Here is a 21,779-nt window from a genome sequence, read left to right as displayed (position 1 = left end):
TTTCAACTTCAAAACTCCATAAATTAAACAAAAACACATGAAGACAAACTTTTTTACTAAAAAACACAAGACCTTAACCTACTTCTTGCTCTGTACCCTTTCGTTAACAGCATTTTCGTGTAGCAAAGACGATGATTCCGCTCCAAAAGAAGAAGAGTACCAAGCAAAAGTCATGCTGAAGGATGGCGAAACTAAACGCTTCATTTCAACCTCCAGTACAAAAGGAACAGAAGGTCTTATAAGTCGTCAAGGCGACGTATATGCTATAAGAGATTTTAGACAAGGCAAACTCAATACTACTGGAACAGCAATTGAAATGGCCAATGCCTTATTCTATTTCAATTTTAAGGAAAATGACGGGATGGCTGAATCAGATGCCCAGTTGGTATTAAATGCCACTCAGAGAAATATGGACCTCATCCCGAACATCAAAAATGGTTATAAGCTGTCATATATAGATAGAGCCTTTAGCGAGGTCAAGCCAACAGACCAACTAATTCCAATAGAAAAAGCTGGAGTTTCTTTTGGTTCGGGTATTGGCTGGGCAAATTATGATTTCACTATCCATCATGTAGTTGCAGCCGAAAATAGAACATTTATCCTCAGTAAAGACGAAAAGGTGTTATTCAAATTTCGCGTCAACAGTGCGTATTCAGGCGGCAAGCCCAATGCAGAGCGGGAATCTACCAACTACGTCTTCTACTCGATTGATTATCAAGAATTCAAATAAAATGTCACCTTAGAGCCGCAATTCTGTGGCTCTCTCTTTAGATCCAGAATCCATCTGCTAAATACCGATTCTTATGCAACTACCATATACACTTCACTTTATATCTACATCATCTAGAAGGAACTAAGATTTACAAAAATTAAAAAAGGTTAGAAGTGGTGAAAACATTACAATTTACTAACTTCGTATTTATATAATACCCTATACTTTATTGATTTACCATGTTATATTCTATACTCAGATCTTCACGGGTGCATAAGTTGTATAGTAGCCTCTTCGTAGCTATGATTATCATCAGCATGTCAGCCTGCAAAAAAGATGATGATGAGAAACCACGGTTAGATGATGGAGTCCCCACGACAGGCACCCGAATACAGTTTACACTGGACTCCATATTTTTGTATGCAAAGGAAGTCTATTATTGGCAGGAGGCACTTCCAACTTACAGCACTTTTAATCCAAGAAATCGATATGGAGCAATATCCTCTGATATAGCCGCTTTCAAAAAAGAGCTTTTTGACATTACACAATATAAGCTCAATACCAATGGAGTTCCTTACGAAAAACCCATATCAGGCGAACAACCTCGATACTCTTATCTAGAAAAGAAAAACAGCACTACTGACAGAACAACTTCCACCCTAGCCTCTATTACTGCTGTCAATATTGGCGGTTCAGTTATCGACCTGTCAACAAAAGCAGAAATTAATGAAACGAAAGTTGGCTACCTGACTATAGCCGCTTTCAAGGAGTTGAATAGTATGAAAACTGATATCGACGAAGCATTTGATGCGCTGGCCGAAGCTGGCACCGAAACCTTGATTATCGACCTTCGTAGCAATGGCGGCGGGTATGTCGAAACAGCAGAATATATTGCCAACCAAATTACCCCTTCATCCCTTAATGGCAAAGTCATGTTTTCGGAACAATTTAATCCTATATTACGGTCGGGCAAGGCCAATATCCTGAAGAACCAGCTCTTTTTAGACGCAGAGGGGAATACGGTAACACTAAACAATGGTCAACTCGCCACCATGGCAAATGCTGATTTTAGCGAAAAAGGCAACATTACCCATTTCAGTAAAAAAGGAAAATTGGAAACCCTTAAAAATGTTTACTTCATTGTCACAGGTAGAACAGCTTCTGCAAGTGAATTATTAATAAGTTGCTTCAAACCTTATCTTCCCGTAACATTAATCGGCCAACGTACTTACGGCAAGCCGGTTGGCTTCTTTGCTGTCAATATCGATCAATACAGTGTATATCTTGCCAGTTTTCTAATTCGCAATGCTGATGGTTGGTCTGACTATTTCGACGGTATCCCTCCTGATATCCACGTTACCGGCACGTCATCCTACCCATTGGGAGATCCCCGAGAGCTATACCTTGCGACAGCACTGAATGACATCTCGGGTAAATCATCTCAAACGAATGGCTTATCGCTAAAGACTACCGCCAAGGTCCATGCAGAGTCAGAGTCCTTTGCTAATACCCGCCAAACGGATGTCGATTTTGTACCTATCGTTAAACAACATTTTAAATTAAAAGAGTAAAAGAGGTACAAACTATTGGAAAAGATGGAATCAAAAGACAATACTGAGCCGAATAGACCCTCGAGTAGCAAAATGACAGTATGGTTCAAAAGAATTGGACTGGGTGCTTTTCTATTTTTCTTAGCCAAAGGATTGGTATGGATAGTCATATTTCTTTTTTTTGCAAAATCTTGCCGATAGCTAGGTCATCCAACTCACATCAGTTTCCTCACGATGAAGAAAACTGGTAAACACCTATTATCCTCTTTTAACTATACATCTATTCGACCCATGGTAAAAAAAAATATCTCTTGCCACAGGGACATCGGCACGGCACAATGTATACCTTCACAAAGCGCCCACTAATTGGAAGACGGACAAGGGGCTTGATTAGTTCAATACGACTGATAAAAAACAAAGATTCGTCAAAAAAAACAAAACTGATTCACAGATACATAAAACAAATAAAGTATAGGACTTCTTTGACACACCTTGACCTACCCGTTTTGTCTTTTGTAATTGTCAATCATATCTCTAAAACAATATTGATTTAACAAAATCAAGAACTTAAATTGATCACCTTAATATTTATAGAGACTTGAGCTAATCAACGAAACTCGACATATCAGCAACTTAAATTTTAAACAAAAAAAGATATCTGCTAAGTGTTTTTTTCCTATATCCAAATAAGTTCAGTAGTTTCGAAAAAGCGAAATTCATACATGAATAAGCGAAAAGAAGCATACAAATTGTCAAATAAATACGAACCTTTGTATAGAATCGTTATAAATAAAAAGATAAAGACATGTTAAGCCAAAATATCAAAGAGAACACCACTAGCGCTCATCAAAAATTAGAAGGTACTGTTGTACGTCAACTAAAAGCTATTCGTTCCAATGCTGATTATGCTGAAGTATTGAAAAATTTCTATATCTACTTCCATACTGTAGAACAAGCTATCGCGCCATTTATGACAGCAGAAGTACTCCCTGATTATACCGAACGTAGAAATTCTAGTCATATCAAACAAGATATCCTATCACTGGGGGGATCAATTGACAATTTGCCAGAAGCCGTAGCTCCCACTGTCAACAATACACTAGAAGCGTTATCTGCACTTTACGTATTGGAAGGTTCGATAATGGGGGGGCCATATATCGTACAAATGCTTAATAAATATGGTATTACTGAGGGTACATCTTTTTTCTCTGGATACGGAGCAAATACTAGAGAAATGTGGCATGCATTTACCACAGTATTAAACCAACATGGCGAAGATTCTTCTACTCACGCCAGAGCCATCGATGTTGCAAATGAAACGTTCTCTAGATTTGGAGATGTATTTAGCACTGAACAGGTGTCCTAATTCATGCCGTAGCCATCTAGCACCAACGCGCTATATCACATAGGAGATTTTCACTTATAATTAATCTGGAAAATCTCCTTCTTTTACACCCATCTATCCAAACGATAGTTTTTCATTTTGGCGTTACAGCGTCACTTAATAAACTTAATCCAGTATAAAGCATACTTCCCATCGCGTGATGAAAAGCTTCCTCATCTACGTCAAATGTTGATGTATGTAATGCTGAACATTTATGCTTCTCGGCATTGGCCACACCGATCAAATAGAAAACAGCTGGAAATCTGTGTGTATAATAAGCAAAATCTTCCGACGCCATCCAACTTTCAACTGTTTGAAAATACTCCTCGCCAACATAATCCAAAAAATAGGCCTCCAATTGGTTCGCGAGTTTGACATTATTGAAGAGAAATGGATAGCCCTTTCTAACTTCTAGCTCTACCTGAGCACCTAATGTTACGGGCATCTCTCGTATCATTTTTTCAATTTGTAGAAGAGCCCGTTCACGCCATTCCTCATCGAATGTCCTGAATGTGCCTTCCATATATACTTCTGCCGGTATGACATTGGCAGCCCCATTTGCCATAATCTTCCCAAAGGAAAGTACAGAAGGGACTGCGGGATTTGCTACACGGCTGACAATATGCTGTAAGGATGTCAGTAATTGTGCCGCAATGATTACCGGATCGATAGTCAGATGTGGTTCTGCCCCATGTCCGCCCCGCCCCTTGATACGCACATAAAATTCATCACTTGATGCCATAAATCGGCCTTTGCAAAGTCCGATTACCCCAGCTTTCAATCGCGGGGATACATGCAGTCCAATCATTCCTAGCACCTGCTTACCTGAAAACTCCAATTTGGTCGAACGGAGCACCTCTACAGCACCGCCTGGTATCTTTTCCTCTGCAGGCTGAAAGACCAATACAAACGTGCCAGCGAACATATGCTGTATGGATTTCAGTATCTGTGCCACTCCCAACAGATTCGCTGTATGAAAATCATGCCCACAAGCGTGCATAATCCCTTCTTCTTGGGAGTGATAGGCTACTGCATTCTCTTCGTGGATGGGCAATGCATCCATATCAGCCCTAAAAATTACAACCTGATCCGAAGTGGCTAATTGTCCCTCGATTCTAACCAATACTCCAGTATTTGCAACATCGTCATACGCAAGCCCCATTTCCGTCAACTGTTGCTTTATATACAACGAGGTATTGAATTCTTGAAAAGACAATTCAGGATACTGATGTAAATGTCTACGATACCGAACTACCTGTGGAATCAACCTGGAAACGTGTTGCTTTAATTCTAATTTATCCATTTTAAACACCAAATAAAAGATAATGACATGCGCTAACGTATGTATAGAAGATAAACGCTGGATTTCCAGCTACTAAATCTTTACAAAGATGCGATTCTTAAACATCCACCAAAGTATTAAAAAAACAAGTAAAAAATTGCATGTTGTAATCCATGGGTCGTAATAATCACCCAGCATGGGCTGCAATCCGAAAAATAAGGATTGAGGTATACTCCTAAAATTGACCACTTCAGCTAGGACATAAGCTGTTATGGAGTTCATTCCATAAATCTGTAACCAACTCAAGCCATAAGTAAATTGTCGACAATCTATCACCCAATAGGATATACCCATCAACAACATGCATATACCTCCTGAAAAAAGCGTCATGCTGGCACTCCATATCGGCTTAATGATAGGCATGCTCGAACTCCATAATATCCCAACTATAACACAAGTCGCCCCAACCAACAACATATATCGTACATGTTGTAATCTAGCGATGGGCAATCTCATTATTGCCCCTGCAAAGGCCCCCATTAATACCGTCACACCAAATGTTAAGCTACTCCAAATCCACGTGTAGTGATAGTGAGGGGAAAAGGTCCATTGACCGCTATCATTCCACGAAACACCATCCATAAAGCGTCCCAAGATAGTTCGGTCCACTTTCATTGCGAAATTGCCTTCGGGAGAAAAGTCTCCCCACATATACATCGGAATAGCATATATGGCAAGTAGTATCACTGCAGCCGAAATCTGCCATCTCCATCTCAAATTCATGATTACAACAGCACTAATTAGATATCCAATGGCAATAGCCTGCAAAGTGTTGCTATACAACCTTAGAGAGCGTACATCTAAATCCAAAAGATTGCCCTGCACAATCATTCCTAAGATAAACAGTATCAACACTCGCTTTAATATGCGCCAATAACACTTGCCTTTTTCCTTTTCACCTACATATTTACTCAAGGCAAAAGGCATAGATACGCCGGTCATGAATAAGAAAAGTGGCATAATCAAATCCCAAATACGAAATCCCTCCCATTGTTCGTGACTCAGTTGATGACGAATGGCATCTATCACCGGATGATCGACATTTCTAAAAAATGCCATAAATATTGGTTGAAAAAAAACCAATAAAAAAAGGTCAAAGCCTCTAAGGATATCTAAAGACAGTAGTCTTCCAGGTAGTGTTTTGCTATTCATTCAGTGATATGCATTAGTATAGGTCGTATTTAGGTAGCAACATAGATAACTATGCCTACTGTTAATAGTATCCCAACTAAAAACCTTGTAGGCAAGCTAATATACAAAATTATAGAAACTCTAAAGGTTCAAAAAAGCAATCGGTTATCTAAAGTTACCTACGTATCAGATTTGGCGCTCGCAATAAAGTGGAAATTGTCGTTGATTAGGAAAGCCCTATAAACTTCGTATGCCATATCAATCGTAGGCAACTAGGTTTAATTCTGAGATAAAGGCATCCTACAGCCGGCCTTCTCGCACAACAACGGTTTTAAAAAACAATCTGATATTCCACAGTAGAAAATGAAAATAAATTTGCACTTAGTGTTTTAAATACACTATATTTGTACTATCATAATTTAGGTTTATAATTGGTTATAAAGGTTTCCATCCTCCCCGTTTGGAAACCTTTTCTTTTTGCCCAATAGAGTAGACTATTTTCATTTTCCAGTTTGGATCTACCTGTCGAAAAATCGAGTCAACCGATTATCCTTATACCAGATTGGCACCTCCAAAAAGCACTTTTCATCGATAAAATACCACTTTACAGCAATCATTATCTCCAAAAAGTCCTTTTATTTGCAACCTATTCCCTTTTGAGAAGACCCAACATGGAGATTAAGGCAATGTATTTCTAATACGAAGTAAGGCGACCAATACTATTTATCAACCTTCATCTGAACGTTACCGCTATCCTAATCGTAATCATGATTTTTTCAGAATTGGTTTTCGGCACGAAAAAACTCAATTTCCGAGATATACTTTTACATTAAATCTATCTGCCCCTTTTAATATACAGCAAGCACAACCGCAGTAAAATAAACGTTCACTAAGAGAAATGTTGATTCCCCCTTCTATGCCATATAATTGTAAATAAATAGACATCAATTAAGTTGTGTGCAATTTAATTGATAAAAACCAATACCTTTGTATGGTAAAACACATCAAAATGGAAGATCTATTGACACTGGACAAACAGCTTTGCTTTCCGCTATATGCACTTAGTAGAGAAGTTATACAACGCTACCGCCCGCATCTGGATGAACTTGGATTGACCTACCCACAATATTTAGTATTGATGGTACTTTGGGAAAAGGACAAACAGTCTGTCAACCAGATTGGTCAAAAGTTATTGTTGGACAGCGGGACATTGACACCGTTATTAAAGCGATTAGAGCAGAAAGAACTTCTATCCCGTCAACGAAGCTTGGCAGATGAACGAGTAGTGGAAGTTTCATTAACAAATGGTGGGCATGATTTGAAAAAAAAAGCACAATGTGTTCCTAAAAAATTAATTGATGAATTAGGTATAACACTCGAAGAGGTAGAGATAATGCGCAGCATTGCATACAAAATCTTAAACATAAAAAAACAATAGACATGACCTGTACTTTGGTATAGCATTTCACAAATATTCGCCTGGTTTAGATAGGCAATCATTTAAACAATTTCAATATGAAAACTTTATATACAGCTGTAGCAACTGCTACTGGGGGTCGAAATGGACAGGTCAAATCCGATAATGGTATCCTAGACTTACAGGTGCGCATGCCGAAGGCTCTTGGAGGTGTCAATGATGACTATCCCAATCCCGAAATATTATTTGCGGCCGGTTATGCTGCTTGCTTTGACAGTGCGTTAAACAGAACTATCAGCATTTCAAAGGTAAAGACAGGAGTGACCAGTGTGACCGCTCACGTAAATATCGGCCAATTGGAGAATGGAAGCTTTGGACTTAGCGCCGAATTGACGGTAATCATTCCAGGAATTTCTTTAGAAGCACAACAATTGGTAGAACGGGCTCATCAGATCTGTCCATATTCCAATGCAACACGAGGCAATATGGATGTCAAATTATCCGTAGCCAATGCTTAAGCAATTGTATACAACAATAAAATATTTTTAATCACATTATTCAAAAATCCATAATATGGCATTAATCGAAAATTTGCAGTGGCGTCACGCTACTAAAGCATACGACCCCACTAAAAAAGTAAGTCAAGAAAATATTGGCAAAATTGTTGAGGCAGCGCGCTTAGCGCCTACCTCTTCGGGACTACAACCCTTTAGGGTCATTGTGGTCGAAAGTCAAGAAGTCCGTGAAAAACTCATCCCTGGAGCATTAAATCCTGAATGCATGCGTGACTGTTCACATCTCTTAGTATTCGCTGCTTGGGACAAATATACACCCGAACGCATCGATACCATCTATGGGCGTACAACTGAAGAGCGTGGCCTCCCAGAGGGACGTTTCAATAGCTACACGGACATGATCAAACAGCTTTACGCTTCACAGACCGAAGACCAACACTTTACACATACAGCAAAACAATCTTATATAGGACTGGGCTTAGCATTAGCGCAGGCTGCAGAACTACGTATTGACAGTACACCTGCCGAGGGCTTTAACAATCAAATAGTGGATGAAATATTAAATTTAGCTAAATTAGGTCTGAAGAGTGTTTCCCTAATGTATGTAGGTTACCGCGATGCGGAGAGAGATTGGTTGGCCCCAATGAAAAAAGTCAGAAATCCCATTGAAGATTTCGCCATTTATATCTAAGATTGTCACTTGTTGAGCAGACAAAAGATCTTCGAGTTAGATACTCGAAGATTTTTTGTCGTGCTGTTGATACGCCAATAAATGCACTACAGCATCGAGAACGTTCGCTTTCCAAACTTGACGGATACCCCCAGTTCATGTGTACTATTGGTAATGTACCTATTCAAGTCTTTGTTCTTAAGGTTTTGCTGATAACTATAAGCAAATCTGAGCTTTCCAAGGTTGAATTCGGCCATCCCCATCAAATCCCCTCTTTGTCGATAGCCAACCCCGATTCCTATCTTTTGACTAAAGAAAAACATGGCCGACCCATCAAACTGCACGCCAGTGACTTCGCGATAGCTTACCAATAAGTTTGGGCGGATATGGAATCCATTTTTTGTCTCGAATAGCGCCCCCCCCGAGATATAAAAAGTATTGTCCCGACCAAATTGACGTACGTAATCTGATTCATTGGAACCAAATACTGCCCTCGGCATCGAGATGCCTACATAATATCGCTCTGGATGTACCAAAGATGCTGACAAGCCATAGAGCAACGTCCCATATTGAACATTCTGGAAGGCAGGATCGGCAGGATCTAGCGAACTATAGTCCCCTCGTTGTTGGGTGTACCCGAGGTTCAAACCTAATCCAACATATTCCGATTCGGAAATCTGGAGTGTTTTGGTAAAATTTGCAGATGCCTCAGTGCTGCGTTCTACCCCAATACGAAACTGTTTAACATTGACTCCCAACGAAATACCCCGTTGTCCGACTCCAAGATTACCATTGAACCAAACACTTTTAGGAGCGCCATCCAATCCCGCCCATTGATAACGGTAGACCAATGCAGCATCTCCCTCCCCTCCCTGCAGCAATGCGTTGAAACTGGGGTTAAGCATTTTTCCAAATGAACCCGACAATGCAGGATCAATGTACTGTTGTGCTTTTAGTGGGGTAACAAGTGGTAGTAAGGCAATCACCGCCATACCCACCATCCTATATATACAAATCGATTTGCTATTTCTTAGATTCATTTTTTATTTTTTTATAAACAATCCTACACACTAGTATCTGACAACAAAAAATCCCTTGTCATGATGCCATTTTTCTCCGATTTTAACTTCCATAACATAGAAATAGGTGCCTGGCGGAACTCCGCGGCTTTCTTTGAACCCATCAAAATTATTGCTTTGATTGTCGTATCTCATTATCTCTCTTATCAAGATACCATTGGCGTCGAATATTGTTACCTTGTTTTCAGGGTATTCATCAATCCCTTCAATTCGTAGGTAGTCGTTTATACCATCTCCATTAGGAGAAAGTGCCGGATGGACACGTACCGGAAGACGTGCACCGTCGTCATTACGAACTCTTAATTCACGTGTCACGGGTTCAGCTGCCAAATAATTTGCGGTTTCTTCCTGTTCAGCGACAATTTTCGTTAGCCCTACGCCTTTTATTGTCACCTCTCGATCGCCAGTAACCTCAGCCACTAGTATATTGTCACTGTATATCTTTATAGGCAGCGGGCTATTGCTGCTGATATCGAGCATCAACGTTCCTTCATCGCGATACACTTCTTGAATTACCGCAAAACTGATGATCTGTTGGGCCCTATTAATCTTTAATTCAGCTGTCAATACCAAATCTTCGTAATTGGCTCCACTAACAGTAGCCCTGACCGTTTGGCTTCCTGCATCCGTACGCGTGTTGTTTTCATAGCTCACAGAAGTGCCGCTCGGTAGTGTACCACCTATTGATAGGGATTTGGCAGTGCCATCGTAGACAAAATTCTTGTTTTCAAAGGTAATACCGGTAATACCGGCCTTGGTGATGGTCAGTTCAGCTGTCAATGCCAAATCTTCGTAATTGGCTCCACTAACGGTGGCCGTGACCGTCTGGCTTCCTGCATCCGTACGCGCATTGTTTTCATAGCTCACAGAAGTACCGCTCGGTAGTGTACCACCTATTGATAGGGATTTGGCAATGCCATCGTAGACAAAACTCTTGTTATCAAAGGTAATACCGGTAATATCGGCCTTGGTGATGGTCAGCTCAGCTGTCAATACCAAATCTTCGTAATTGGCTCCACTAACGGTGGCCGTGACCGTCTGGCTTCCTGCATCCGTACGCGAATTGTTTTCATAGCTCACAGAAGTACCGCTCGGCAGTGTACCACCTATTGATAGGGATTTGGCAGTGCCATCGTAGACAAAACTCTTGTCTTCAAGAGTGATACCGGTAATATCGGCCTTGGTGATCGTCAGTTCAGCTGTCAATACCAAATCTTCGTAATTGGCTCCACTAACGGTAGCCGTGACCGTTTGGCTTCCTGCATCCGTACGCGTGTTGTTTCCATAGCTCACAGAAGTACCGCTCGGTAGTGTACCATCTATTGATAGGGATTTGGCAATGCCATCGTAGACAAAACTCTTGTCTTCAAGAGTGATACCGGTAATATCGGACTTGGTGATGGTCAGTTCAGCTGTCAATGCCAAATCTTCGTAATTGGCTCCACTAACGGTGGCCGTGACCGTCTGGCTTCCTGCATCCGTACGCGTGTTGTTTTCATAGCTCACAGAAGTGCCGCTCGGTAGTGTACCACCTATTGATAGGGATTTGGCAGTGCCATCGTAGACAAAACTCTTGTCTTCAAGAGTGATACCGGTAATATCGGCCTTGGTGATGGTCAGTTCAGCTGTCAATACCAAATCTTCGTAATTGGCTCCACTAACGGTAGCCGTGACCGTTTGGCTTCCTGCATCCGTACGCGTGTTGTTTTCATAGCTCACAGAAGTGCCGTTCGGTAGTGTACCACCTATTGATAGGGATTTGGCAATGCCATCGTAGACAAAACTCTTGTCTTCAAGAGTGATACCGGTAATCTTTTTATTGTATTGCACCGTCAACATATTAGACATTCTATTCCCGTTATCTGCGATATTAACAGCCATGTTTTCTGGGATGGATATCTGTATATCACCCTCTATGGTAGGTGTAAGCAAAAATGTATAAGTAATATTGTCCGTTGTAGATAAGTTACTCACAGTCACACCAACTACATTTACATCAGACACAGAAAATCCTGTTACTGCTTCACTAAAGGATGCCACTACTGTAAAAGGCCCATTGACAATAGTAGATATCGTTGACAATGCAACTGTGGGGTGTTTAGTATAAACCAACACGCCATTTGTATTGCCAATCTGTGTTAAAAACAACGTAGTTTCATTTCCAGCGAAATCCTGTATCGTTCCACCGTTCAGAACCAGCTGACTATTAATAGCAATCCCATCCAAATCCTCATCACCATCTTGTATCGTATACCGAAATTGCAAAACATTCGAACCCGAACCACCGAGGTAGGCTGCGTGGACCACTTGTGCCCCAACTGCAATCTGAAGATATGGAGTTCCACCAGTGGTTATGACATTTACATTTTCACTGAAGTTCACCTTTAAATCCAATGTGTTGCCTGTCTTATAGTAGCCATTTTGGGGTACTTCTACGGATACAACAAGAGGGCGGATCCCATCAATAACGATATCGTATGGTCCGGCGATAGAATTAGCACTATTGAGTGCCGGCAAAACAATAATCGCATTTTCTCCAAATGGAGACTGAATCGTAGCTCCTTCCAATCTCATTGCATCTACATCCAAATATTCCAAATCCGAAGTCTCGTCGCCCTCCTCTACCTCATAAACAAAGGTCATCGTACTTTGATAACGACCTACAAATGACGCCTTTCTATCAGTTGTGCCAGTTTCTAAAGTTAAGGTAGGAACACCTTCACTTACATTTATTGCTTGATCAAATTCAACATTAATCTCGATTTCATCACCTAGTTTGTAGCTGCCATTTCCATTCACTACAGATACCTTTTTGATTACAGGGTTCGAATCTCTAATGTCAATATCAAGGGTATTAGTCACTGTTTTTGCTCCCCCCATTCCTGTAGCTCCCAAATCGTTGGATACTATTGTTAAACTACCTTGAGCTAAATTACCAATTGGTCGGAATTTCAATCCATTAAGAGCCAAGTTAACATTGGAAAGTTTTCCGTCAAACTCGATACTAGATGTTTCACCATTCCCCCCTTGTCTAAAAACTATACCCGTCGTTTGTCCCAACGTGAGAAGTCCGCTTGTAGCTTTCAATGTTACCCGTAGAACTTCTTCACCTAGATCAGCATCCGAAATGAGTATCGCGTTCTGATTAGCGTCGCTAAAAGTTAATATGCTATTACGAAACACTGATTGTGCTGGTGGAACGGTATGCAGTGGTGGGTCATTGACACCCTGAACAGTAAAACGCACAGTAGCCGTATCGCACAATATGGGCGTCCCGTTATCACATACCTGATAAAGTAAACTATCCGCACCCACAAAGTTTGCATTGGGCGTATAGGTAAAGCTACCGTCGGCATTCAGCACTACTGTACCCTTAACAGGTGCCGTCACCAATGACGCCGTCAAGGCATGCCCCTCGATATCAGTATCGTTGGTCAGGACATTACCTGTAGCAGGAACATCCTCTAATACGGCTATCGCATCATCGACTGCAATCGGAGCATCATTGACACCCTGAACAGTAAAACGTACAGTAGCCGTATCGCACAACATGGTCGTCCCATTATCACATACCTGATAAAGTAAACTATCCGCACCCACAAAGTTTGCATTGGGCGTATAGGTAAAGCTACCGTCGGCATTCAGCACCACTGTACCATTAACAGGTGCCGTCACCAATGATGCCGTCAAGGCATGCCCCTCGATATCAGTATCGTTGGTCAAGACATTACCTGCAGCAGGAACATCCTCTAATACGGCTATCGCGTCATCGACTGCCAAGGGCGCGGTATTGGACCTTAACGTTAAATTGAGTGTACTTCCGTTCAATATAGTATAATCCCCCAATGTTCGTCCGTCGTCTAGCGTTGTCCCATTAAACGTTAGCTTTTGCTGGTTAGCCTCAATACCGCTCTTATCTTGAACCTTTTGTTTTACTTGTTGGATTGCATCACTACTTTCGGAAAGGATTACCAATGTTTTGCCGTCTGGCTTTTTCACAAAAATCACCATCGATTGACAGGCAGGTGAATCTCCCACAATATTCCACCCGTACTCGTCAATAAGCTTCTGCCTTGCCTCCGCACCTGTACAATATTGCAAGCCATTAGCTCCTAGACTAACACTTCTTTTTATCCCAGACGTCAATACCCAACCGATTAAGGTTGCATCGTAGTTGGATTTAGACAAATGAGAATCATATAACATCCCAGTCATATTTGTAGCTCCGGTTATGTTCCATGAACCAAGCGCCCTATCAAAAGATTCTGCTTGGGAAAACATCCAGGAGAAATTCGCTACATTTCCGACGTTCCACATTTGAATGTCTTGATTGAACGCCTTGCTCTTAGCGAACATAGCATACATATCTTTCACATTCGACACATCCCATTTGCTGATATCCTGATTAAATCGAGCCGACTCCTGAAACATCCATCCCATCTTCCCGACTTTAGATACATTCCACCCACCGATAGGTTTATTAAACGAATTTGCTCGTTCAAACATTGCTTCCATCGTCGTAACATTTGCCACGTTCCACCCTCCAATTGCTTGGTTGAATGAAAATGCCTCATAGAACATTCGCCTCATACTCGTCACATTGGAAACATCCCAACTCCCAATCTCGCCATTAAATACGGATGCACTCGCGAAGAGTTCTTCCATATTCCTCACTTTGGAAACATCCCATAATCCTAAATTTTGGTTAAAGGATGAAGCGTCCATAAACATAGCATACATATTAGTGACGCTCCCTACTTTCCATCGACTAATATCTTGGTTAAATGTAACAGCACCAGCGAACATCGCCCCCATTTGAGTTACCTTCGACACATCCCAACTGCCAATATTCTGATTGAATAAACGAGCTCTACGAAACATGTCGGTCATTCGCTCCACCTTGGAGACATTCCAAGTGACTATATTACCATTAAATACCTCTGCACCATTAAATAGATATTCCATACCGATGACATTCGCAACGTTCCAACTCGAAATGTTCCCGTTGAAGTTTATCGCATTTTCAAACATCCTTGATAGTTCACGTACATTTGTTAGATTCCAATCGTTTAAATCCGAATTAAATAATGTACAATCCTTAAACATCGCATTTAGGGTAGATTGAGCCGAGAATATTGGTGCATCCAAATCCGACTCTTTGGTCAAGTTGATGCATCCTTCAAATCCACCATTCATACCTCGCCACTCTTGTGTGCCCCATTGCTCTATCGTTAACAATTTGGCATCGTTTATATTATCGCTGGCAACGCTTCCAAATGAGATAGCTGGAAAATTTCCTGTTATAGATACCGTATAAATCCCCGGTGTGGTGTAAATATGAGTAGCATCTCCCGAATGATTGGTGGATATAACCCCATCCCCCCAATTCACACTGTAATTATATCCAGTAACCACAATGTTGATTGGTATCTTAATTTCCTCGCTGACTTGGGTTGTTTTCCAAGTCGTCACGAATGCTCCCGGGGTAAATGGCTGTGCCAGACTTTGGTTGCCCAACGAAGCAAATATAATTGCAATCAACAGCAAGATGCGGAGTACAGCCTTTATAAATTCAAAAGGAATTTCCGAAGATATACATTCAATTGGTTGTAAACTTTTCATAGTACTACAAATTGAGCATAATTTATAGTACTATGGTATCCCCATTTAGGGGGAGGAGTGTCTATTTATATTTCCGTGTAATCAACGCATGTCGATTGTTGACTTCCAATTTCTGATAGATATGTTTAATATGATATTTGACCGTTTCCAACGAAATATCGAGTCGTATGGCCACTTCCTTATTGGTACATCCAGCTTCGATTGCCGTTACAATTTGGGCTTCGCGAGGTGTTAGTTTTTCTTCTAAATCGGTGGCATTTTTCGGATTGAAGTATTCAACAACCATTCGCGCTATACTGGGCGACATGGGAGCCCCCCCTTCGTAAACAGAGAGCACCGCCTCCTTCAACTTCTGAAGAGGTGTTTGTTTCAAAAGATATCCCGAAGCACCATTACATAGTGCTTGGAATACACGTTGGGCATCATCATATACCGTTAACATGATAACTTGACATTTTGGAGCTTGACGTTTGATACGGGCCAAACCTTTAATACCCGACTCACCAGGCAGACCAATATCAGACAATATCACATCAAGGTAAATATCCGATTTCCACTGTTCAAAGAATGATGCCACTGAATGTGCCGACAGAAGACAATTGAAACCAGTTTGTTCACTAAAGTAGTTAGCGAGCATTTCCCGAATTTGATCGTCATCCTCTATTATCCCTATACGTACCATACTGTAAAAGTAAAAAAAGCACGGCAAGATTTACATCCCTCTTTTGGGGAGTGCCAAATTAACGAAGTTGAGCAATCTCCACTGTTAATAAAAATATACCATTTCCCTCCTCAATGCAGAGCCTTCCTCCCATCTTGATCGCACGCGTTTCCATATTATGAAGACCTCGTCCACCTTGTCTTTTGGCGACTTGTTGTAGACCGTTCACATAACTATTACGGATTTTAAGGTAAGGATTTCCATCAAATTGAATTTCTATACTTATTGCTTTTCCATCTCCATATTTAGTTGCATTGGTAAGGGCCTCTTTGAAAATAAGAAAAAGATTCTGCCGTACAATCTGAGATGCAGTTAGCAAAGTATACTCACCTTTCACTTCAAAGTGATAGGCAATATTCAATTCTTCTCGTAATTTATACACATAGTCCTTCATCCTGTCAATCAAATCTTTGACGGTATCAAAGCGAGCGTCAATAGACCAAACCATGTCACTCATCGTCAATAGTGCATCCCTGCTCGTTTCAGCAATCTGTTCAAGCTGTTTGCTTCCATTTGATAATGGGATAGCCTTTGCACTTAAGCTGTCCGCTTGGTAATAAATACGTGTAAGCGAGCTTCCTACTTCGTCGTGTAAATCACTGGCAATACTGACCCGCAGATTCTTTTCCTTCCGAATAATATATTCTCGATACCTAAAAACACACCAAATTAGGAATAAGAACATCAACACCATCAATCCTTTAAACCAAACAGTCTGATGGAACAACGGGACGACCAAAAGAGGAACCGTTAGCTTCGTATCTGTCCAAGTACCATCTGGCAATTGAGCCGTAAGATGTAAATTATACTCTCCCGGAGGCATTTCTACAAATGTAATCTCCTGCCTACTCCCCAGCGGAACCCACTCCAATGCACTATCCAGTTTATAAAAATATTTCAGTTCACCAGTAGCCCCACTTACAACTCCAAATCCAATGGTAAAATATCGCGTCCCTCCCTCAATCGTTAAGCTTCGATTCGCTTGATATGGAAATGAATAATTTCGATGCAATCCATGATTAGCGTGTTCTGTAGTTAAACTCGTGATGTGTAGGGCTATGTTCGTAGAGGCAGAAGTGGAAAGGGGCAAGATGGTGTCATTCGTCCTAAACTTTAAAATTCCATTGATCGTACCTAAATAAAAACTATCTCCTTCATGAAATGCAGCGGCTTGGTTAAATTCGTCTGCAGGCAATTGATCCAAGCGCGAATAATTATGGATTTGCAGGGTCTTCCGATCAATAACACTAAGCCCATTGTGCGTAGCTGCCACTGCCTTCTTATCACTGGTCAGTATACTATAGACAATGTCATCGGCCAGCCCATTCGCATTGTCTAAGGTTTGGAGTACTTGACCGTTTTTATTCAATATTCTGATCCCAGCTCCATGGGTACCTATCCAAAATGTATCGCCCACCGGTATAACGCAATAAACCGGATTTTTCTCTTTATTTATGACTATCTTATTCTGCCCACTGTTCCACACAGTCAATCCAAGTGGAGTGCCAATCCATAGTTGATCTTCATTGTGTGCCAAGCTCGTTATCTTGAGCTGTCCTAATACATTTTGTTCGATTGGTTGATGCGTCTTTTTTTTCAAGTCAACCAAAAATAGACCACTATATGTCCCGACCCACACCTCTGTTTCACTCTTTCTTACCAAAGCGGTAATATAACTACCTGGCTCACGATTATTCACGTTATCCGAATCAAGTCTAATCGGTGAAATTTTCTTGCTTCTAATATCATACCATAGCATCCCATCCCCTTCTGTACCTAGAAGGAGACTGTCAGGTCCCCAAGGCAATATCTTATAAACAAAGTGATTGGAAATAGACTCTTTCTTACCTGTACTTTCGTCGATACTAATGAAACGATCTTTATACGAGCCAACGTACAGTGTACCGGTTTTATGCTTGTAGATACTACGAATACTATTAATAGCTACAGCATCAGTCAGGATAGATTTGAACATATTTTTAGCCGGAGCAAGTTCAAGTATCCTGTTATTAAGCGACATAAAAAGCGTATTCCCCGGATTTTTAAACCATTCGATGTGATTGCTTCGCAAATATTCCGGATAGGTCACCAACTGATGACGGGTACTATTCGTTTGAAAGTTATAAACAAATAACTGCTCCTTCCCTATATCAGGCTGATTGGTAAAGATTAGTATTTCATTTTCCATATAGGGTGCTAAGAATACGATTCCCCGTTGCCCAACACCATTGTTAGCCAATTCCGGAATTTTATGGAAACTACCTTTACGCGTGTCGAATATATAAATACCATGTCCTGTAATATTCAAAATACATTTCCCCGAACGATGAAAGTATACTTCACGAATATTAGCACGATGGAATTCGGGCAATCCAAAATATTCAGGCGGCATATATTGCCCTCCCCTTATACGAATACGGATCATCTTTCCCATTTCAGTCCGCAACCACAATTCATTGGGATAAGGTTCGGACACTGCAGCGACAGAAGGCAAATTGTATTGATTGGGAAATTCGTGATTGATATCTAAGAGTACCTGCAGACTATCTTTCTCCACACGAAAAAGTCTACCATCCAATGTCCCTGCATAAATAGTTCCGTTCCTTCCCTCTCCGATACTTTCAAAATGAGGTTGCCTAGACGGAGCTTCTTTGGAATAAGCCGTCTTTACCTCTGTGGTCATCCACTTATGGAGGTCGAATCGTATGAGTCCACTCTCCGTCCCCAGCCACATGTTGTTCTTTGTATCCGAGAAGATGGATGTGATTTTGCTGTTGTTGAGTGCTGGTTGACTTTTACCATCAAAAAAGATGGCTTCGTTTCCATCGTAACGGTATAGACCGCTGTTAGTGGCTAACCAAAGCAGACCTGCCTTGTCCTTCTCGACATTGGTGACAATTTTATTCCTAAAACTTTGAGGTAACTTGAAATCTCGAAATACAAACCCACTTTCCTGCGAAGCGGCATTCCATCCCAAACAAAGCAAGCTCATAACAAACAGTATTCTTCTCATTAACTGGCAGATGTGGGACTAAAAGTAAGAAATATTAGCAGACTTACAGCCCTTAATATATAGTTTTTTGAGAAACTACTCTATAATTTTTAAGATAATGAATAATAATCCCTTTAATAAATGCCAACACACTTCCTATATTTGTAGTCCAACAAATCTAAAATCCTAAGTCATGACGTTCGTAAATATCACCCTATTGCTAACCGCTATCACAACGGCACTAATGGCTGGCTTCTTCTACTCTTATTCCATTTCCGTTAGTATAGGCCTTGGAAAATTATCCGATTCGGTTTTTCTAAAGGCAATGCAAAGTATCAATAAGGAAGTCCAGAATTCATTATTCTTTATTTGCTTCTTAGGAACTATCGTTCTACTTCCACTGGCTGCTGTACAACATATTGAGTCCCCATCATTCCTATTTTTACTTTTTGCCAGTGTACTTTACATTATAGGTGTTTTCGGCGTCACTGTAGCCGTTAATGTGCCGCTCAACAATCAACTAGAGAATTTCCAAATTGAAGCCTCAACTCCTCTTCAAATAAGAGAAATGAGAGCCGTCTTTGAAGCCCGATGGAATTATTGGAATAATATACGAACGTTAGCCTCCATTGGCACGATCACTTTAGTCCTACTCGCTTGTATTATAAAAAAATGATATAGACAAAGGTTTCAATCCTAACTACCGTTTCATAGCATTGACAATCTCGCTCCAAATTGCCACGAATCATATCCTAATCATTTTCAAAATACAAGGAATAATGGCATATTTGTATTGGATATGAACACAATAAACTATATATGCGGAGCAATTTCCATATTGTCACTACTCTCTTGCAACAATCGAGAGCAATCTTTAGAGCAATTGGATAAAAAATCAGCTCGTGAAGTAACATTAAAGACGCTTACAGAGGGGGATTCAGTCCTTCACATTACTACACAACACATCTGGTATAATGGGGAGCAGATTGCCTTTAAAAGTGATACCCTTGTGACTGCTAGGACACCTAATACGTGGAATCAGGTAGATTCTACCCAAACCCTAAGCAAAGTTCCAATCTATGTAACTGTACAATAATGAGAAAATCATCTGCAAAAAACATACAATTGGTGCTGATTACCTCCGTATTGGCGTCTTGTGCTCAACCTCGTCAAAACTCAGAAGATAAACAGCGTGTATATATGCGCGCTGATTCTACAGCCCAATATACTGAAGTAACAAACAACTATTCCCAAGGACAGACTGGCGGCGGGATGGGATCTTCCCTCCTTTGGTTCATGGCCTTCAGGCATATGGGCGGCATGATGGGATACGCCAATAATAGCTTGCATCCCCAATCTGTGGCAGGTACTAATGCTGCAAAAGCTGCTGCATTCAAGGCGCAACGTGGCGGTTTTGGTAAGAGTGCAGTTTCCTCATCTCGATCATCGGTAGGTTCCTAATGCAAATCAAGAAATTACGTATTGACCCCCATTGGGAATCCCGATTAGCAAATATCGGTTACGGCTATCATACATTGGATAACATCCCTTATTGGATTGATGATTATTACTACGAGATAAGTAGTCAAGAGGCAGATTTTATATACAAAGCAACCAATGAACTTTGGAGCATGTGTCTGGACGCTGTAGAATATATCATAAAGAATAAACTGTATCATCATTTTCGCATCCCTGCGTTTATGATTTCTCATATTGAGCGTGCTTGGGAGCAGGATGAACCCTCCATTTATGGACGTTTTGATTTTGCTTACAGCGCCATAGACCGACAATTGAAAATGTTGGAATTCAATGCCGACACCCCCACCTCTCTTTTCGAAACAGGCATTGTACAGTGGTATTGGAAAAAACATTATTTCCCAGAGTTGACAGATCAATTCAACAGCATTCACGAGCAATTGATTGATAGCTGGACCCAATTGAAACCTTATCTGAAGGGAAATATTTTGCATTTTGCATGTGTTAAAGAGTCATTGGAAGATTTGACCAATGTTGAGTACCTGAGGGATACTGCCCTTCAAGCCAATATAGAGACCAAGTTAATCTATATCGATGATATGGGCTGGACGGGAAGTCATTTTGTCGATCTCGAAGGCGAGCCTATCCAATCAATATTCAAATTATATCCTTGGGAATGGATGGTACGGGAAGACTTTGCCTACCATATTGTGAACGACATCCATCGTGCCCAATGGATCGAGCCCTCTTGGAAAATGCTATTATCCAATAAAGCAATCCTACCCATCCTATGGCAATTATTTCCAAATCATCCCCATTTGCTTGCTGCTTATTATACCGAACCTAATCATTTGCAGCATTTTGTCAAAAAACCCCTTCTTTCACGTGAAGGAGCAAATGTGCAGATGTATTACGACAAACGGATGATCTATGCGACCGAAGGTGAATATGGATACGAAGGTCATATCTATCAAGAGCTTGCCAACTTACATCGTGAAGAAACTGGTTTTTCTATTATAGGTAGCTGGGTGATTGGTCAAGAGTCTTGCGGTATATCATTTCGAGAATCCGACATGCCCATCACCACAGACAAAAGTCGATTTATCCCCCACATAATCAGACATTAGAAATAGTTAGAGGATTATTTGGCAATCATCTTTTTAAACAT

General features: G+C 40.8%; 16 protein-coding genes. 10 read left to right on the top strand and 6 right to left on the bottom strand.

Annotated elements, in window-relative coordinates:
• Positions 1-37 precede the first annotated feature (37 nt).
• The 3 genes from OQ289_RS09870 (at position 38) to OQ289_RS09860 (ending at position 3,628) form a co-directional block, all read left to right on the top strand.
• Positions 38-730, top strand: coding sequence for a hypothetical protein (locus OQ289_RS09870; RefSeq protein ID WP_270090565.1), 693 nt, complete (start codon positions 38-40; stop codon positions 728-730).
• A gap of 251 nt (positions 731-981) precedes the next feature.
• Entirely contained in the window at positions 982-2,283 is a 1,302-nt protein-coding gene (locus OQ289_RS09865) for a S41 family peptidase (RefSeq protein WP_270090564.1), read from the top strand.
• Positions 2,284-3,067: 784 nt separating this feature from the next.
• Positions 3,068-3,628, top strand: coding sequence for a biliverdin-producing heme oxygenase (locus OQ289_RS09860; RefSeq protein WP_270090563.1), 561 nt, complete (start codon positions 3,068-3,070; stop codon positions 3,626-3,628).
• Positions 3,629-3,740: 112 nt separating this feature from the next.
• Here the strand turns inward: OQ289_RS09860 and OQ289_RS09855 are convergent, their stop codons facing one another.
• Together OQ289_RS09855 and OQ289_RS09850 are read right to left on the bottom strand one after the other, a co-directional pair.
• Positions 3,741-4,949 (bottom strand): M20 metallopeptidase family protein, encoded by a 1,209-nt coding sequence (locus OQ289_RS09855; protein WP_270090562.1) that lies wholly within the window; start codon positions 4,947-4,949, stop codon positions 3,741-3,743.
• A 72-nt stretch (positions 4,950-5,021) separates the two neighbouring features.
• Positions 5,022-6,047 (bottom strand): acyltransferase family protein, encoded by a 1,026-nt coding sequence (locus OQ289_RS09850; protein ID WP_443020434.1) that lies wholly within the window; start codon positions 6,045-6,047, stop codon positions 5,022-5,024.
• 1,081 nt (positions 6,048-7,128) lie between these two features.
• On the opposite strand from OQ289_RS09850, the gene OQ289_RS09845 reads away from it, so the two are divergent.
• The 3 genes from OQ289_RS09845 to OQ289_RS09835 all read left to right on the top strand — a co-directional run bounded on the left by OQ289_RS09845 (position 7,129) and on the right by OQ289_RS09835 (position 8,742).
• Positions 7,129-7,557, top strand: a complete 429-nt coding sequence (locus OQ289_RS09845) for a MarR family winged helix-turn-helix transcriptional regulator (RefSeq protein WP_270090559.1) — start codon at positions 7,129-7,131, stop codon at positions 7,555-7,557.
• 77 nt (positions 7,558-7,634) lie between these two features.
• Positions 7,635-8,054 (top strand): organic hydroperoxide resistance protein, encoded by a 420-nt coding sequence (locus tag OQ289_RS09840; RefSeq protein WP_270090558.1) that lies wholly within the window; start codon positions 7,635-7,637, stop codon positions 8,052-8,054.
• Positions 8,055-8,109: 55 nt separating this feature from the next.
• The gene (locus OQ289_RS09835) at positions 8,110-8,742 is read left to right on the top strand and encodes an NAD(P)H-dependent oxidoreductase (protein WP_270090557.1); all 633 of its coding nucleotides are present in this window, start codon (positions 8,110-8,112) and stop codon (positions 8,740-8,742) included.
• Positions 8,743-8,828: 86 nt separating this feature from the next.
• Here OQ289_RS09835 and OQ289_RS09830 read toward each other — a convergent pair whose 3' ends face one another.
• From OQ289_RS09830 to OQ289_RS09815, 4 genes are all read right to left on the bottom strand, one after another.
• Complete coding sequence (locus tag OQ289_RS09830; RefSeq protein ID WP_270090556.1) at positions 8,829-9,761, bottom strand: PorP/SprF family type IX secretion system membrane protein; 933 nt, start codon at positions 9,759-9,761, stop codon at positions 8,829-8,831.
• A 30-nt stretch (positions 9,762-9,791) separates the two neighbouring features.
• Positions 9,792-15,422 carry a BspA family leucine-rich repeat surface protein gene (locus OQ289_RS09825; RefSeq protein WP_270090555.1) on the bottom strand — a complete coding sequence of 1,877 codons (5,631 nt, stop codon included), beginning with the start codon at positions 15,420-15,422 and terminating at the stop codon, positions 9,792-9,794.
• Between the two features lie 61 nt (positions 15,423-15,483).
• The gene (locus OQ289_RS09820; protein WP_270090554.1) at positions 15,484-16,104 is read right to left on the bottom strand and encodes a response regulator transcription factor; all 621 of its coding nucleotides are present in this window, start codon (positions 16,102-16,104) and stop codon (positions 15,484-15,486) included.
• Between the two features lie 58 nt (positions 16,105-16,162).
• Positions 16,163-19,156, bottom strand: a complete 2,994-nt coding sequence (locus OQ289_RS09815) for a two-component regulator propeller domain-containing protein (protein WP_270090553.1) — start codon at positions 19,154-19,156, stop codon at positions 16,163-16,165.
• Positions 19,157-19,328: 172 nt separating this feature from the next.
• Between OQ289_RS09815 and OQ289_RS09810 the strand changes: the two genes are divergently transcribed.
• The 4 genes from OQ289_RS09810 to OQ289_RS09795 all read left to right on the top strand — a co-directional run bounded on the left by OQ289_RS09810 (position 19,329) and on the right by OQ289_RS09795 (position 21,738).
• Complete coding sequence (locus OQ289_RS09810) at positions 19,329-19,811, top strand: anthrone oxygenase family protein (RefSeq protein ID WP_270090552.1); 483 nt, start codon at positions 19,329-19,331, stop codon at positions 19,809-19,811.
• Between the two features lie 123 nt (positions 19,812-19,934).
• Positions 19,935-20,231, top strand: a complete 297-nt coding sequence (locus OQ289_RS09805; protein ID WP_270090551.1) for a hypothetical protein — start codon at positions 19,935-19,937, stop codon at positions 20,229-20,231.
• Positions 20,231-20,596: a hypothetical protein gene (locus OQ289_RS09800; RefSeq protein ID WP_033564637.1), complete on the top strand. Its 366-nt coding sequence runs from the start codon at positions 20,231-20,233 to the stop codon at positions 20,594-20,596. Before OQ289_RS09805 ends, OQ289_RS09800 begins: the two co-directional genes overlap by 1 nt.
• Positions 20,596-21,738: a glutathionylspermidine synthase family protein gene (locus OQ289_RS09795; RefSeq protein WP_270090550.1), complete on the top strand. Its 1,143-nt coding sequence runs from the start codon at positions 20,596-20,598 to the stop codon at positions 21,736-21,738. Before OQ289_RS09800 ends, OQ289_RS09795 begins: the two co-directional genes overlap by 1 nt.
• The last annotated feature ends 41 nt before the right edge of the window (positions 21,739-21,779 follow it).

Origin of the sequence: Sphingobacterium sp. SYP-B4668, assembly GCF_027627455.1 — a bacterium.
Taxonomy (GTDB): Bacteria; Bacteroidota; Bacteroidia; order Sphingobacteriales; family Sphingobacteriaceae; genus Sphingobacterium.
The sequence above is the reverse complement of the archived record's forward strand: the minus strand, read 5'-3'. Positions and strand labels throughout refer to the sequence as shown.

Coding starts and splice junctions, on each gene's coding strand:
- OQ289_RS09870 (WP_270090565.1), top strand. CDS start 38: ATGAAGACAAACTTTTTTACTAAAAAACACAAGACCTTAACCTACTTC.
- OQ289_RS09860 (WP_270090563.1), top strand. CDS start 3,068: ATGTTAAGCCAAAATATCAAAGAGAACACCACTAGCGCTCATCAAAAA.
- OQ289_RS09855 (WP_270090562.1), bottom strand. CDS start 4,949: ATGGATAAATTAGAATTAAAGCAACACGTTTCCAGGTTGATTCCACAG.
- OQ289_RS09850 (WP_443020434.1), bottom strand. CDS start 6,047: ATGGCATTTTTTAGAAATGTCGATCATCCGGTGATAGATGCCATTCGT.
- OQ289_RS09845 (WP_270090559.1), top strand. CDS start 7,129: ATGGAAGATCTATTGACACTGGACAAACAGCTTTGCTTTCCGCTATAT.
- OQ289_RS09840 (WP_270090558.1), top strand. CDS start 7,635: ATGAAAACTTTATATACAGCTGTAGCAACTGCTACTGGGGGTCGAAAT.
- OQ289_RS09835 (WP_270090557.1), top strand. CDS start 8,110: ATGGCATTAATCGAAAATTTGCAGTGGCGTCACGCTACTAAAGCATAC.
- OQ289_RS09830 (WP_270090556.1), bottom strand. CDS start 9,761: ATGAATCTAAGAAATAGCAAATCGATTTGTATATATAGGATGGTGGGT.
- OQ289_RS09825 (WP_270090555.1), bottom strand. CDS start 15,422: ATGAAAAGTTTACAACCAATTGAATGTATATCTTCGGAAATTCCTTTT.
- OQ289_RS09820 (WP_270090554.1), bottom strand. CDS start 16,104: ATGGTACGTATAGGGATAATAGAGGATGACGATCAAATTCGGGAAATG.
- OQ289_RS09815 (WP_270090553.1), bottom strand. CDS start 19,156: ATGAGAAGAATACTGTTTGTTATGAGCTTGCTTTGTTTGGGATGGAAT.
- OQ289_RS09810 (WP_270090552.1), top strand. CDS start 19,329: ATGACGTTCGTAAATATCACCCTATTGCTAACCGCTATCACAACGGCA.
- OQ289_RS09805 (WP_270090551.1), top strand. CDS start 19,935: ATGAACACAATAAACTATATATGCGGAGCAATTTCCATATTGTCACTA.
- OQ289_RS09800 (WP_033564637.1), top strand. CDS start 20,231: ATGAGAAAATCATCTGCAAAAAACATACAATTGGTGCTGATTACCTCC.
- OQ289_RS09795 (WP_270090550.1), top strand. CDS start 20,596: ATGCAAATCAAGAAATTACGTATTGACCCCCATTGGGAATCCCGATTA.